This window comes from Belnapia sp. F-4-1 (assembly GCF_000802185.1).
Classification (GTDB): Bacteria; Pseudomonadota; Alphaproteobacteria; order Acetobacterales; family Acetobacteraceae; genus Belnapia.
The window spans coordinates 26,457-39,767 of sequence record NZ_KN676117.1 but is presented as its reverse complement, the minus strand read 5'-3'; the positions used below and the strand labels follow the sequence as shown (position 1 = coordinate 39,767).

At 64.9% G+C, this 13,311-nt stretch carries 12 protein-coding genes; 8 read left to right on the top strand and 4 right to left on the bottom strand.

Going from position 1 to position 13,311, the window contains the following annotated elements; translation table 11 throughout:
• Positions 1–34: 34 nt before the first annotated feature.
• From LH62_RS27375 to LH62_RS27365, 3 genes are all read right to left on the bottom strand, one after another.
• The gene (locus tag LH62_RS27375) at positions 35–1,054 is read right to left on the bottom strand and encodes an IS110 family transposase (RefSeq protein ID WP_043367371.1); all 1,020 of its coding nucleotides are present in this window, start codon (positions 1,052–1,054) and stop codon (positions 35–37) included.
• A 131-nt stretch (positions 1,055–1,185) separates the two neighbouring features.
• Positions 1,186–1,395, bottom strand: a complete 210-nt coding sequence (locus LH62_RS27370) for a hypothetical protein (protein ID WP_043367370.1) — start codon at positions 1,393–1,395, stop codon at positions 1,186–1,188.
• A 144-nt stretch (positions 1,396–1,539) separates the two neighbouring features.
• Complete coding sequence (locus tag LH62_RS27365; RefSeq protein WP_043367368.1) at positions 1,540–2,040, bottom strand: hypothetical protein; 501 nt, start codon at positions 2,038–2,040, stop codon at positions 1,540–1,542.
• Between the two features lie 313 nt (positions 2,041–2,353).
• Here LH62_RS27365 and LH62_RS27360 point away from each other — a divergent pair, with 313 nt between their 5' ends.
• The 4 genes from LH62_RS27360 to LH62_RS27345 all read left to right on the top strand — a co-directional run bounded on the left by LH62_RS27360 (position 2,354) and on the right by LH62_RS27345 (position 8,549).
• Positions 2,354–3,850: a cation:proton antiporter gene (locus LH62_RS27360; protein WP_043367367.1), complete on the top strand. Its 1,497-nt coding sequence runs from the start codon at positions 2,354–2,356 to the stop codon at positions 3,848–3,850.
• 193 nt (positions 3,851–4,043) lie between these two features.
• Entirely contained in the window at positions 4,044–5,342 is a 1,299-nt protein-coding gene (locus LH62_RS27355) for a sodium:proton antiporter (protein WP_236552717.1), read from the top strand.
• Positions 5,343–5,754: 412 nt separating this feature from the next.
• Positions 5,755–5,991, top strand: a complete 237-nt coding sequence (locus LH62_RS27350) for a WGxxGxxG family protein (RefSeq protein ID WP_043367366.1) — start codon at positions 5,755–5,757, stop codon at positions 5,989–5,991.
• A gap of 686 nt (positions 5,992–6,677) precedes the next feature.
• On the top strand, positions 6,678–8,549 hold the full coding sequence (locus tag LH62_RS27345; protein ID WP_201445683.1) for an alpha/beta hydrolase: 1,872 nt from the start codon (positions 6,678–6,680) through the stop codon (positions 8,547–8,549).
• A gap of 85 nt (positions 8,550–8,634) precedes the next feature.
• Here LH62_RS27345 and LH62_RS27340 read toward each other — a convergent pair whose 3' ends face one another.
• The gene (locus LH62_RS27340; RefSeq protein WP_201445682.1) at positions 8,635–9,684 is read right to left on the bottom strand and encodes an alpha/beta fold hydrolase; all 1,050 of its coding nucleotides are present in this window, start codon (positions 9,682–9,684) and stop codon (positions 8,635–8,637) included.
• Between the two features lie 369 nt (positions 9,685–10,053).
• Here LH62_RS27340 and LH62_RS27335 point away from each other — a divergent pair, with 369 nt between their 5' ends.
• The 4 genes from LH62_RS27335 (at position 10,054) to LH62_RS29895 (ending at position 13,061) form a co-directional block, all read left to right on the top strand.
• Positions 10,054–10,701: a phasin family protein gene (locus LH62_RS27335; RefSeq protein ID WP_043367365.1), complete on the top strand. Its 648-nt coding sequence runs from the start codon at positions 10,054–10,056 to the stop codon at positions 10,699–10,701.
• Between the two features lie 320 nt (positions 10,702–11,021).
• Positions 11,022–11,423 carry an acyl-CoA thioesterase gene (locus LH62_RS27330; RefSeq protein WP_043367363.1) on the top strand — a complete coding sequence of 134 codons (402 nt, stop codon included), beginning with the start codon at positions 11,022–11,024 and terminating at the stop codon, positions 11,421–11,423.
• A gap of 45 nt (positions 11,424–11,468) precedes the next feature.
• Positions 11,469–11,888 carry a methylglyoxal synthase gene (locus tag LH62_RS27325; protein ID WP_043367362.1) on the top strand — a complete coding sequence of 140 codons (420 nt, stop codon included), beginning with the start codon at positions 11,469–11,471 and terminating at the stop codon, positions 11,886–11,888.
• A gap of 285 nt (positions 11,889–12,173) precedes the next feature.
• The gene (locus LH62_RS29895) at positions 12,174–13,061 is read left to right on the top strand and encodes an alpha/beta fold hydrolase (protein WP_082012989.1); all 888 of its coding nucleotides are present in this window, start codon (positions 12,174–12,176) and stop codon (positions 13,059–13,061) included.
• The last annotated feature ends 250 nt before the right edge of the window (positions 13,062–13,311 follow it).

The following is a 13,311-nucleotide window of genomic DNA, read 5'->3' as shown; positions in this document are numbered from 1 at the left end:
GGACGCGGCGCCCGGCGAGCTCTGACACAACCGACTAGGCGGTCGCGGTTGTTGTGTAGGTTCCTCCCCGGGCCAGCAAGGCCCAGGTGATGCGGGCCATCTTGTTGGCCAGCGCCACGGCCACGACCTTGAAAGGTCGCCGCGCCAGCAGCCGTGTGGCCCAGTCCGCAGCCTCTGGGTTGCGCCGGGCATTGCGTAGACGGCTGGTGGCGCCGGGGACCAGCAGCCGGCGTAGCACGGAATTGCCCTGCCGGGAGATCCGGCCCAGGCGCTCCTTGCCGCCGCTCGAGTGCGGCTTCGGGGTCAAGCCAAGCGAGGCCGCGAAGTGCCGCCCCGAGGCGAAGCCATGCGGATTGGGCAGCATCGCGGCCAGGGCTGTCGCGCTGATCGCCCCGATGCCGGGGATGCTCGCAAGCCGACGCACCGCTTCATCCTCACGAGCATGGCGGACCATGCGGCTGTCGAGCCGCTCGATGCGTCCTTCCAAGGCCTCGATCTGCGCTACCAAGTCGCCCAGAGCCTCGCGGGCCATTTCAGGCAATCGGGTGTCATCACCGTCGCGGACTACCGCGATCAGCTCGGCAAACTTGCGCCCCTGCGCCGCCACGATGCCGTACTCGGCAAGGTGGGAGCGCAGCGCGTTGATGGTCTGGGTGCGCTGGCGCACCAGCATGTCGCGGACCTTCAGCTCCATCAGGCTGGCCTGCTGCGCCTCGGTCTTGACGGGCACAAAGCGCATGGTCGGGCGCGTCACCGCCTCGCAGATCGCCTCGGCGTCCGCCGCGTCGGTCTTGCCGCGCTTGACATAGGGCTTCACGTAGGCCGGTGGCATGAGCCGGACCGTATGGCCGAGGCGAGTGAGTTCGCGCGCCCAATGGTGCGCTCCGTCGCAGGCCTCCATGCCGACCAGCGCCGGCGGCAGGGCCGCGAAGAACTCCAGCAGCGCTGACCGACGCAGCTTGCGCCGCACTACCACCCCACCTGCTGCACTGATCCCATGCACCTGGAACACGCTCTTGGCCAAGTCGAGGCCGATCGTCCTAATCTCCTCCATGGATGCCTCCTCTCTCCCGTGGTCAGGCTCAGCACCAACCACGCTATGGCACCTCGATGCCGCGGAGCAGGGGGCATCCACCCCATCATGTGAGCCGACGCCGCCGCAATCAGCTGACAAGGCGGCTATAGCTATGCCGCCGAAAGGGTGATGGGGGTTGCCGGCGGCGGCAGCATCTCACCGAGCACCACAACCTCTTCGGATAGGAGATCCGACAGTGGCATTTCGCGCCCTGTCACCAGCCACTGGCTCCACTCGGTCTGCCATTGAGCAACCTCAGGCTCCTGATCACCAATTCTGATCCAGTAGAATCCACCCTCGCGGTCGTCGGGATCGGTCATGCGCCACCTCCAGAAATAGGATACGCGTAACCCAGCTAATCGTTGTCACTTTCAGTTACATGCTGGGCATGGGAGGTGAGACAGCTGCCAGATCCGGCGCTTGGCGAGGCGCTCGGGCAGGCCAGACCCGCGCTGGGTGAGTGGTTATTTTGATCGAAGTCTTGAGCGTGACCTCACCTCACGGCTTGGCGGATGCACACCCTGCCGCGTTGCCACACCGCCGCCGGTTTGGGCAGCCATCCGGTGACCAGCCATGAGACCTTCCAGGATCAGCCCGCGTGTGCGCTCGTGCTCCGATGGGCCGGTAGGTGCAGCACCGCCCAGCTCGGCAATCCGGGCGCCAAGGATGCCGGCGCGGTCGAGGCACATCTCAAAAGCGGCCTCACCTACAATCCGCGACGTGGCGTAGTCATACGGGTCGCGCAGGTAGGCCCGCATGCGGCGGAGCAGCATCGCCATCTCGCGCTCCGCGGCCTCGATCGTGGGCGGAAGGTGGAACTCCCGGCTTGCCTCCCCGCCGACAGCGGTCCTGTCCGCCGCCCGGGCCGCCGCCTGTCGCCGCCGCCGGTACCAGCCCAGCGTGGCAACAAGGCCGGCAACAGATGTCGCGGCAAGGCCGGCCAGCATCCAGAGTGGGTCAGCCATAGTCACGCCTGAGTACCGCCACGCGACTTGCGGACCACAAGCGGAACACAGCCATCGCCCAACTCCCTACGGTCACGCATCCCTGACGCGAGCACGGATGCTAAAGCAGGTCCTGTGGTTGCAGGTCAGAATTTCGGCTGTTCCACCGACCCTATCGGGGTTCGCTGTGTGTTCATCCGAGCGGGCCGGCTGGACGCTGCAAGGTATTGCGAGCAGCCGGTCAGCGGTGCCGTGCCTTCTACGCCCCTATGGCGACACTTGGCTGGCATCATGCGTTGGCGGCGCACCGGTGTAGCTCCGGAGAGGGTCAGGAATGGGTGCCGTTGAATTCATTGCGCTGCTGCTAGCCGGCGTCGGGCCGGTACTGGCACTCGCACGATGGTCGGGATTTCCACCTACCATTGCTCTCTTCGGCATCGGCCTGGTTGTGGGTCTGCTGCCCGGGCCGGCGCCTGTGAACATGGACCCTGATCTAGCAATCGGCCTGTTCCTCCCGCCAATCATCTACGCTGGCACGGTGCGGACCACGTCGCATCTGCTGCGCCACGCCCTGCTGCCGGGCGTAGTGGTAGGCGCGATGGTTGCTCTCGCCACCATGCTCGCCGTTGCCGCAGCGACCCGCTGGGTGCTGTTGCCCGGTCTCAGCTGGACCGCAGCCGTGCTGCTGGGCGTGGCGGCGACGCTGTTCGACACACGCCTGTTCCAGGAGGCGGGGGGCCATCCGCATGTCCCGCGCACGCTGGCTGACACGTTGAAGGCCCGCGAGATGGCCTCCCGCATTGTGGCGCTGACGGCCCTCGCCCTGGCGCTGGGTACGCTCCGGACGGGCGAGACGCCGGCATTGGGCGAAGCGGCGATGACCATGTCCTGGCAGTTACTGGGTGGTGCCCTGGCGGGCGCCGCGATCGGCCGAGCAGTGCTCTGGCTGCGCGACCGGGCAGGACCGGCGCCAATTGAGATCGCGATTTCGCTCGCCACCCCCTATCTTGGCGCCCTGGCGGCCCGCAGCCTGGGCCTTTCCTTAGCCGTCGTGGTGATCACGGCGGCGCTGGTGGTCTCCGCCGCGCGGGTGGACCGCGAGACGGGAGAGGCGCGCTCCTCGGCGGAGGCGCGGATTAGCGCCATGGCTTTTTGGGAAGAGGCGAGCCTGCTCGTCTCGTCGGTGCTGTTCTTCCTCGCCGGCCTTGCCCTGCCGGAGGCATTGGCCGGACTCGGTGACTGGCCGTCCTGGCGGGTAATGACAACGGCTGCCGGCATTCTCGCTCTGGTGCTAGGCGTCCAGTGGTTCGGCTCCCTTGTCTCCACGCGCCTGCCTCCACTTCGGGAAGCGCTGGCAGGAGAGGGGGCGGCAGGTCAGGTCGTCGCGGCGGGGGTGATGGCCTGGGCTTCCACGCGTTCGGTGCTCGGCCTCATCGTGGTGCTTTCCGTTCCGGCAAGCTGGCCGGACGGGCAGCCCTTTGCCGAACGCGGACTGCTGTTGGTGGTGGCGGCCGGGGTGATCCTGGGCTCCGTGCTGCTGCAGGGGCTGACGCTGCGCCGGACCCTTCACGGTGCCGAACTTGGCGGGGGTGGTCAGGCGGAGCACGAGGAGGAGCGGGCCCGCCAGGCTACTGCCGATGCCAAACGTCAGCTGGGAAAAGAGGCGGCACATCCGGAGACCTTCGCTGCGGAGCGCCGCGCTCTTGTCGGGCTAAGGGAGAATGATGAGATCGGTGATGAGGCGCTGCGGCGTCTGCTGCGCGAGACTGACCTGCGCAAACGCGCTGGTGAGGGTGACGCCTCGCCCGGTGCCCCGCCGCCAAACCCGTGAACCACGACCCGCCTTACTGGGTATTTTCACCCCGCTTCAGTGCCAAGCATCAGTAGGAGAGATGATCTGAAGTCTACATGACGCCCATCTTACGCGCCGTCTGGGCACCGACCTTCGCGCGGCTTACAAGCAACATTTCTAACCTCGATCCATTCTTGCGAGAAACTTGTTCGGTGCTTCCTGTTAGAGGCACATGATGGACGGCAGCTGGCTACCTGATTCCTATATCCTAACCCTCACCGGCTTTGGGTTCCTGATCGCGCTGGTGGCGTGGCTGCCTTTGGTGCTCAAGCGATTACCGCTCTCGCTGCCAATCGTCTGCATTGTGCTCGGCGCGGCCTTGTTCTCCTTGCCGCAGGTCACGCTAAGCCCGTTGCCGCTCGATCATCCCAAGATCACCGAGCGTTTCACTGAGTTCGTAGTCATAATCGCGTTGATGGGCGCAGGCTTGAAGCTCGACCGCATCTTCGACTGGCGTCGATGGACAGTGACCTGGCGGCTGCTCAGTGTGACGATGCCCCTAGGCATAGCCGCCATTGCACTCCTACTCGGCTGGGGCCTGGGAATGCCCTGGGTGGCAGCTCTCTTACTGGCAGCCAGCCTCGCGCCGACGGACCCCGTCCTCGCCGCCGACGTCCAGGTCGGCCCGCCGAAGACGGGGCAGGAGGATGAAGTTCGCTTTGGCCTGACCTCAGAGGCCGGGCTCAATGATGGCTTGGCCTTTCCCTTCGTTCATCTCGCCATCGCGCTCGCCGCGGCGGCCAGCAGCGGCGAGCCCTGGTTCCTCGAGTGGGTCACCTACCGGGTGCTCTGGGAAATTGGTGGTGGCGTTGCAGCAGGATGGCTGATTGGCCGCGCATTCGGCTGGCTTACCTTCCACGTTCCTGCTGAGACCAAGCTGGCCAAGACTGGCGATGGATTGATCGCGCTCTCCGCCACACTGGTTTCCTACGGGCTGACTGAGGTCATCCACTGCTACGGCTTTCTGTCTGTGTTCGTGACGGCTTTGGTCTTCCGCAGCGCGCATCGAGAGCATGACTTCCAAGTCCAGATGCATGAGATGACCGAGCAAATCGAGCGCATTGCCATGATGGTCCTGCTGCTGCTCTTCGGCGGGGCGCTTGCACAAGGCATTCTGGAGCCGGTTACCTGGATCGATACCGCCGCTGCGGCTGTGATCCTGCTAGTCATTCGCCCATTGACCGGCTTAATCGGCCTGATCGGCTTCAAGGCAAATCGAAGTGAAAAGCTGACGCTTGCCTTCTTCGGCATCAGAGGAGTCGGCTCGTTCTACTACTTGGCCTACGGCCTGAATCATATGGAGATGGCAGGCGCTGAGCGGCTCTGGGGTCTAGTTGGCCTTATAGTGCTGATGTCGGTCCTCCTGCACGGGCTTACCGTCACGCCCATTATGCGGTCCCTTGATCGCCAACAGGGCCGCGACCCGGACGCGGAGGATGAGGCGGCACCTTCAGAGCTGAAAAACCCGTGAAGGCACCGCTCTTTTATAGTGGCTGCCACCCCATGACCGCCGGACAGTACCGCCGCGCCACGGATCCCGAATTACCTGCTGGAGGCTTGCCATGACGCGCATCCTGCCTTCGCCACCGCGCGGGTCGTGACGTTGCGCGAGGCCTTCTCCTCGCCCGACCACCTGTTGTGGGACGAGGAGGCCGGCCGCATGGTGACCATCAAGCAGGCCGACCGCCTTGCTTCGGCTTTATCGCCAAGTCTGGCATGACGCTTGGCCATCAGGGGGTTCCGTCCCGACTTCGCGCCATATGGCTTGGCAGAGCGGCGCGGGTAGGCCCCCCTGGGCGACTGCGCTCGTCCCTAACCGGGGAACGGACCGATATCAGGATCGTTCGCTCACCACCCGTCATCAAGCGGGGAAGGATTTTGATATGCACTTCGCTACGGCCACATTGCTGCTCGCTCTCACCGCCATGCCGGTCATGGCACAGACTGGCACGACTGCCTCTCCGGGGACGACCGGTACGTCGACGACGACGCGACCGGCAGACCGCGACGACGAGTTTAATTGGGGGTGGCTCGGTCTGCTCGGGCTCGCTGGGCTGGCGCCGCTGTTCATGAGAAAGGACCGCGCCGGCAACGTGCATGCCGACCGCCCGCGCGTCTGAAGCACTTGCGCGCCTGGCCGGGTGTCCAGCGTAAGGGCTCATGGAACCGCTGAGGCAGTGTGTTCACAACGAACCGGTGCAGCTGGTCGTTAGCCGACGGCTGCACCTATTCACCCGACGATTTCGATACCGGCACAAGCATGAATGCGCCAGCTACGGAGCATGGCCTGGTAGCCGCGCCCTCATGCTGAGCCCGCTGGTGGTTTAGACCACCAAGTGGTCCCGCCGCATCCGCAAGGTGACGATCAGCCCCTTCGCTGACCAGTCGAAGGCAATGCTGCCATCGAGCTGGCACACCATGCTACGGCAGATGAGCTCGCTGCCGTAGCCGGCCGGAGCGGAAGGCTCGGTACCGGCTTGACCGCCTCGCTGCGATAACCAGGCTTGGCTGGCAGCACTGGAAGGGCTCCGCTGCGCGCCCCGCGTGACGAGATGGCGGGGCTTACAGACGGTTTCCAACTTAGCTGACCCTGGGACGTTGCTGAGTCTCTGATGGCGTTGCGATCGGACCGCCGGGCGTGCCGGGAATGCTGCGGCGGGGCCATAAGATCGAGGCGTACGCGACACAGCGCAGACGGGACCACCGACGAAGGGGAAGCGCCATGGCAGGCCAAGACATTGGCGAGAAAAGCGGACCCGGGCAACCGGGCGAAGAGGGCGGGAGCTCTTCGCCGGGACCCAACGCGATGCTCGGGGTCTGGGTCTCCTGGGTGGAGGCGATGTCAGGATCGGCGGGCTGGAATTGGACCAACCATGCCAAGCCCTGGTGGCAGATGACGACCGATCAGCTCAGCGGCAGCGCGCCCGGCGGCGGGGTGGCGCAGCTTAGCGACATGTTAGCCAAGGACCCGTTCCTGCGTTCTGTGGATCAGATGTGGAACGCCAATCCGCTGCGCGACGTCGTACCCGTGGATTGGGCCGAGGTCGTCAGAGCGCTCCGCACGGTGTGGCTGCGCTCCCTAAACCAGCCAGGCGCGGCCATGGCAGCAGTGGAGCTGAACGCAAACCTGCTGCGCTCGGCCGTGGAAGCCTGGAACGAGGCCGGCCTGCGATGGTGGGGTATGGAGCCGGCGGGAAGCAGTGCTCCTGCCGCCGGCGGTGACAAGCGGTTCGCCGCCCCGGAGTGGCACGCCAACCCGGTGTATCGCACGCTGAAGGAGGCTTATTTGCTCGCCTCCGACTGGCTGCTGAAGCAAGGCGCTGAGCAGGCGGAGGGCGTGGACGAGGCGGAGCGCCGGCGGCTCGACTTCCATCTTCGGCAGTTTGTGGACGCCATGAGCCCAGCGCTGCTGCTTGCCTCGAACCCGGCGGCGCTGCGCCGAGCGATGGAGACCGGCGGCGCCAGCCTCGCCAACGGCGCACGCAACTTGGCGGCCGACCTGAAAAATGGGCGGCTTAGCATGGTGGACTCCTCCGCTTTTGCGCCTGGGCGTAACCTAGCCCTGTCACCGGGCAAGGTAGTCCACCGCAACCGCCTGCTTGAGTTGATCCAGTACGAGCCGACAACCGAGACGGCGCACCGGACGCCGCTGCTGATCATGCCGCCCTGGATCAACAAGTTCTACATCCTGGACATGCAGCCAAAGAACAGCATGGTTCGGCACCTCGTCTCGCAGGGCTTCACCGTGTTCATGGTGTCTTGGAAGAACCCCGACGCGTCCATGGAGGACATAAGCTTCGAGGACTACATGGACCTCGGCCCGCTGGAGGCGAGTGATGTCATACGCGAGATCACTGGCGCCAAGTCCATCAACGTGATGGGCTACTGCATCGGTGGCACGCTACTCGCATTAACTCTCGCCTGGCTGGCTCGGAAGAGGGACAACCGCTTCAATGCAGCGACCTTCATGGTCTCGCTGCAGGACTTCACGCGGGTAGGTGACACCGCCGTCTTTATGGACGAGACAGCCATGGATTTGGTTGAGCAGCAGATGATGGAGCGCGGCTATCTCGACAGCCGAGAGATGTCCAACATGTTCAACCTGCTGCGTTCAAACGACCTGATCTGGGCGAACGTGGTGAACAACTATCTCATGGGCGAGAAGCCGCCGGCCTTCGACCTGCTCTACTGGAACAGCGACGGCACCCGCATGTGCCGCGCCGCACACGCCTGGTACCTGCGGAACACCTACAAGGAGAACAACCTCGTCGTGCCAGGTAAGATCGAGCTCAAAGGCGAACCCATCGACCTTGGACGCATCGAGCTGGACACTTATGCGGTCGGCGCCGAGAAGGACCACATCGTTCCATGGGACGCTGCTTGGCACATCACGCAGCTGTTCGGCGGCAAGGTGCGCTACGTGCTTGCCTCCTCTGGCCACATCGCTGGCATCATCAACCCGCCGGGTGGCAAGGGCGCCTACTGGACCAACGAGGCGCAAGCGGCAACGCCGGAGGAGTGGCGCAAGGCGGCCACGAAGCACGACGGCAGCTGGTGGACGGATTGGTCGGCTTGGCTCACGGCGCGGTCGGGCGAACGAGACAGGCCACCAGCAACGGGCAGCGCCGCGCATCCGCCAATTGCGGACGCGCCGGGCACCTATGTGCTGGAGAAGTAGGAAAACGCGGACGCGTTCTCCAGCACCTGCCTCGGCGCCAGCTGCTCCGGGGCCTGCCCGCCCCGCACCCCGGAGGGCGGCGTTGCTACGCTGCTCGGGCTGAAGCTTCAGAGACCGCTCGGAGCGACACCGCTGTTTCGCCGAGCATTGTTCCGGGCAGCTTGGCGGACGTCCTGGCAATCAACCGAATAGCCTCGACAACTTGCCCCGGCTCGGAGTGGTGGACCATGTGCCCTGCCCCCTCGACGATCCGCAGCGCGCTGCCTGGGATAGTGGCGTGCAGGCGCTCAGCATTGCGCTTCCAAACGACCTTGTCGCCGTCTCCTGCCAGGATGAGCACAGGCATCCGAAGGTCGGTGTAGCGCCGGCGCAAGCCCAGCGCGCCCGGGATCATTAGCGCGCCATCGACCGAGGTAGCGCGGATTTGGGATGGCCGCAGGGCCATCGCGTCCGAGTACTCGCGCCGGAACCGCTGGGTGACCGAGGCCGGCGAGAACATGACGCGCTTCTGCAAGGGCATCAGGAGCCGCCCCAGCCATGGCGAGACCGTGTAGCGCAGGATGTCCCCAAGCACTGGGACTGCCCCCACGGTGACCAGCAGCACATCCGGCCGCAGGGTCCAGAAATAGTAGCCGGAGAGCAGCACGAGGCCCGCCGTGTCAGCTTGGTGCCGCACCGCCAGCGAGAGCGCCACAATGGCGCCCCAGGAGTGGCCCACCACAACCGGACGCTCGATACCCAGCTGCTTGAGCGCCTTGTGGAGCAGTTCGGCCTGCTGCGTTGCCGTCCAGCTGCGGCCGCGTGGGCGCTCGCTGTGGCCAAAGCCGGGGCGGTCGAAAATGATGACCCGGTGAGTTTCCAGCAGGCGTTCGGCGACGCCGCTAGTGTCGTAATCGTCGCCAGACACCACGTTGCCGTGGATAAGGACGATCGGTTGCCCGGCACCTCGGTCGGTATAGTGCAGCCTGACGCCGTCCACATCGAGGAACGTACCCCGAGGTGGATGCTGACGCTCCGCCCGGCGCGCGGCGGTGCGGTTCACCAGGGCGAGCGCGCCGAGGGCAGTGACGGCCGCCCCGCAGGCGAGCGCCGTCCGGCTCCCGAGAAGGATCTTGGCTGCTGCGAAGAGGTTCAATGCTATGTTCCTATGATGTTTGGCCGCGCCGAGCTCATCAGAGCCAATCAATTCGGGACGGCTAGGATAAGCCGTCGGAATCACTTGCATCGATGGCGATGCCGGCGGCGAGCAGGGCAACCAAACTGGTGAAAAAATACTGTTTTAATTACGGGCTAAAGTTTCTGCCTGTTCATCCCGAAACCCAGATCAGAGAGCAACGCGAGCGGCAACTTGCATTTTCAAGAAAATAAAAGTCCGTACTCTGGAATAGTTCCTTCGCCCTCTACCACAAATATTTTCTTGCGTTGGGACGTCTACTGGCGCACAACAGGATTATGCAGTGCAGCAATATTTGATGCGCTAAAGATTTATTGGTGGGAAATCGACATGGCCGACATTAATAAGCCGCAAGATACACGTGCAGCCGCCGCCACCGATGCCGCGGTCCGTCGCAGCGCCGAGGCCGTCCAGCAAGGCGGTCACGCCGCCAGTGAGGCGCTGCGCCAGAATGCCGAGGCTGGCGCCGACATGGCGCGCAAGAGCACCGAAGCAGGTGCCGGTGCGGCCCGCCGCGCTGCTGAACTTGCGACCGACACGGCGCGCCGGAGCACCCAGGCGGTAACCGACGCTCAGCGTCAGATTACGCAGGATGCGGCGCAGCGTTTTGAGGAGGTCAGCCGCAAGGTGGCCGAGGCGGCCCGGGGCACAAGCGAGAACGTGCGCCAGCTGATGACGCTGCCGAACGCCGCCGAAGGCGGGCTGCGCGACCTACAGCAGGGGATGGCGGGTTTGGTCGAGGGCGTGATGCAGACCAACCTGCACGCGGCGCAGGAGCTGTTCCGCCTCGCCAACCCGGCGCCCATTGTAGAACTGCAGCAGCGCTTCATGCGCGAGTACACGGACACCGTGCTGCGCAACACTGCCATGCTGGTTCGTGCAACGCGCCGCACCGCCGATGAGACGCTGCGCCCACTCGAGGAGCAGATCCGCCAGACCGACCAGGCCCAGCAGCGCTCTCAGGCTGCGGCGGAGTAACGTCGGCGCGGGCTCAGCAAGGATTCGAAGCGTAAAAGAGAGCGGCCGGGGCACCACGGGTGCCCCGGCCGTTTTCATGTCACCAAACGCGTCCATCAGCCCAACAACTTGGCGATGCTCGCCAACCCTTGTCACGTTGACGGTGCCGCTCGACCACCCTGGGCGCTGGCCGGGATTGGGTGGTCGCCCCTGCCAGCCGAAGGCAGGTTTTCATCGGGCGCCGGATACATCGCCCCGCCTGCGCGTTAAGGCGTGACCGATAGGGCCGCGGCCTGACCGTCGCACCGGGCCCGCTCCGCACGAAGCAAGGAACGTCAGGCATGGCCGACAGTCTCCCGGATGTTCCAGGCGGTCCGCATCTGCGGACCATTGCGATGCCCTGTGATGCCAATGCCGGCGGCGACATCTTCGGCGGCTGGACATTGTCGCAAATGGACCTGGCGGGCGGCGGCTTGGCCGCCGAACACGCGCAGGGCCGTGTCGCCACGGTGGCGATTGAGGCCATGCGCTTCCTGCGGCCCATCTCGGTGGGTGACGAGGTCAGCTGCTATTGCTCGCTGGTCAAGACCGGCGATACCTCGGTGGCGGTGAAGGTCGAGACCTGGGCCCGTGGACGCGGGCACGGCAAGGAGCCGCAGAAGGTGACGGAAGGCAACTTCACCTTCGTCGCCCTTGACGAGGGCGGCCATCCCCGCAGTGTGGCCGGGGACGACCGGGACTGACCCGACCCGCCTAGTGCCTTTGCAACGCCCCCGGGGAAGCGATGCATGCCGGAACGCCTTCGTATCGCGCTCATCGCGCACGACACCAAGAAGGACGCTTTGCTGGCCTGGGCGAAGCGCTGGGAGCACTGGCTCGCCGGCCATACCCTGATCGGGACCGGGTCCAGCGCCGCGGCGGTGGAACGCGCCTGCCCCTCGCTTCGGGTGGAGCGGCTCAAAAGCGGGCCCGAGGGCGGGGACATGCAGGTCGGTGCCCGCATCGTGGAGGGCGCGGTGGACGCGCTGGTCTTCCTCCCCGACCCCATGAACCCACACCCCCATGAAGCTGACTTCCAGGCGCTGATCCGCGTCGCACTCCTGGTCGACATTCCCTTCGCACTCAGTGCCACGAGCGCGGACCACCTCGCCCGCGGCATGGCATCGGCCGAGGACGGATCGGCGAGTGTCGGGCCTGGCGGCCGGTGAGGCCAGCTGCGACACCAGCATGGCGCTTTGCCGAAGGCTGTAAACGAATGTCGAACCAATCTCCGTCCCGAAAGAAATCAAACAATTCAGATTTCGAAACAGAAATCGGTGAATGGGTGCGGCGTGTGAGCTATCGTGACATGGACGATGATCAAGGCAGCTTAATCCGAGCGTGGTCTTCCCGACTGGTGCAGTCTGGGCACAACGTCGGCAGGCAGGCTGAAAAAGCGCTTGGGAGTGCGGCACTCGCATTGGCGCGACTTCGAACCTGGAAAGCGCCTCCCTATGAGTTCGTCGCTAGGAAAGCTGGTCGCCGGTGTCATGTCGGTTGAAGGATTGCCTGTCGCTCTGTTCCAGGACCCAGCGCCGGACCCTGCATGGCGGGCGCAAAACTCGGCCGAAGCTATTCCCAGTCACGGCTTCAATCTGAACGCCCTTCTCTTCTTGGCAGCCGGTCCGGAACCGCACCCCACGGTCCTGCTACTGCATGGGCTTCCCGGGAACGAGCAGAATCTCGATCTCGCCCAGTCAGTTCGGCGCGCCGGTTGGAACGTTTTGACGCTACACTACCGAGGATCCTGGGGAACCCCGGGCTCTTTCTCGTTTGCGAATTGCCTCGAGGATGCGGCAGCCGCTTTGGCTTGGCTGCGGAGCGCAGGTGCTTCGCGGGATCGAAGGATCGACGTGAGGCGGTTAGTCGTTGTCGGGCACAGCATGGGTGGCTTCGCCGCAGCTTACTTGGCGAGTTCGGACCCGGAGGTGCGGGCTGCCTGCCTACTCTCGGGCGTGGATCTCGGATCAGCCTTCGGGTCGCCCTCCCGTACGGTCGGCGTGGCTGCGGTGGACGACAATGTTGGGTTTAGTGACGGGCTGCACATCCTATCGGGCACCTCGGCCGCCGCGTTGGCAGCAGAAGCGGCGCATCGCGCTTCTTCCTGGCGCCTCGACAGCCTTGCCGCAAAGCTCGCTGACCGGCCTCTGCTGCTCGTCACCTCAGATGATGGGTTCGCCGCCAGCAGCGATGCACTTGGGCAAGCAGTAGGGGCGCTCGGAAGCGACAAGCTCTCGCGGGCACACTTCGCCACGGACCACAGTTACTCCGATCAGCGCATTGCCTTGCAGATCGAAGTCCTGAATTGGCTCGCATGCGTGACGTCCTCGCCTGGCTGGTGAGCAAGGCGGCCCGCCCGCTGGACCGCAACGAAGAAGCTTCAGCTCAACGGTAAGCGGTGGTTCGGCTGAAGCAGGGTGACCCGTTTATGGCCGCTTCCGTGCTTACCTTCCTTAGTGCATTGCATCAGGATTGAGGCGATGCGCGGCGTTGATGCAGCGTACCCATCCGCCGAGGACCGCCTTCCGGCGCGTGGGTGAACCTGTCTTCTGATCTTATCGACGCTCGTAAGGGTGTCGCTAAGGACGGAGC

Coding starts and splice junctions, on each gene's coding strand:
- LH62_RS27375 (WP_043367371.1), bottom strand. CDS start 1,054: ATGGAGGAGATTAGGACGATCGGCCTCGACTTGGCCAAGAGCGTGTTC.
- LH62_RS27370 (WP_043367370.1), bottom strand. CDS start 1,395: ATGACCGATCCCGACGACCGCGAGGGTGGATTCTACTGGATCAGAATT.
- LH62_RS27365 (WP_043367368.1), bottom strand. CDS start 2,040: ATGGCTGACCCACTCTGGATGCTGGCCGGCCTTGCCGCGACATCTGTT.
- LH62_RS27360 (WP_043367367.1), top strand. CDS start 2,354: ATGGGTGCCGTTGAATTCATTGCGCTGCTGCTAGCCGGCGTCGGGCCG.
- LH62_RS27355 (WP_236552717.1), top strand. CDS start 4,044: ATGATGGACGGCAGCTGGCTACCTGATTCCTATATCCTAACCCTCACC.
- LH62_RS27350 (WP_043367366.1), top strand. CDS start 5,755: ATGCACTTCGCTACGGCCACATTGCTGCTCGCTCTCACCGCCATGCCG.
- LH62_RS27345 (WP_201445683.1), top strand. CDS start 6,678: ATGCTCGGGGTCTGGGTCTCCTGGGTGGAGGCGATGTCAGGATCGGCG.
- LH62_RS27335 (WP_043367365.1), top strand. CDS start 10,054: ATGGCCGACATTAATAAGCCGCAAGATACACGTGCAGCCGCCGCCACC.
- LH62_RS27330 (WP_043367363.1), top strand. CDS start 11,022: ATGGCCGACAGTCTCCCGGATGTTCCAGGCGGTCCGCATCTGCGGACC.
- LH62_RS27325 (WP_043367362.1), top strand. CDS start 11,469: ATGCCGGAACGCCTTCGTATCGCGCTCATCGCGCACGACACCAAGAAG.
- LH62_RS29895 (WP_082012989.1), top strand. CDS start 12,174: ATGAGTTCGTCGCTAGGAAAGCTGGTCGCCGGTGTCATGTCGGTTGAA.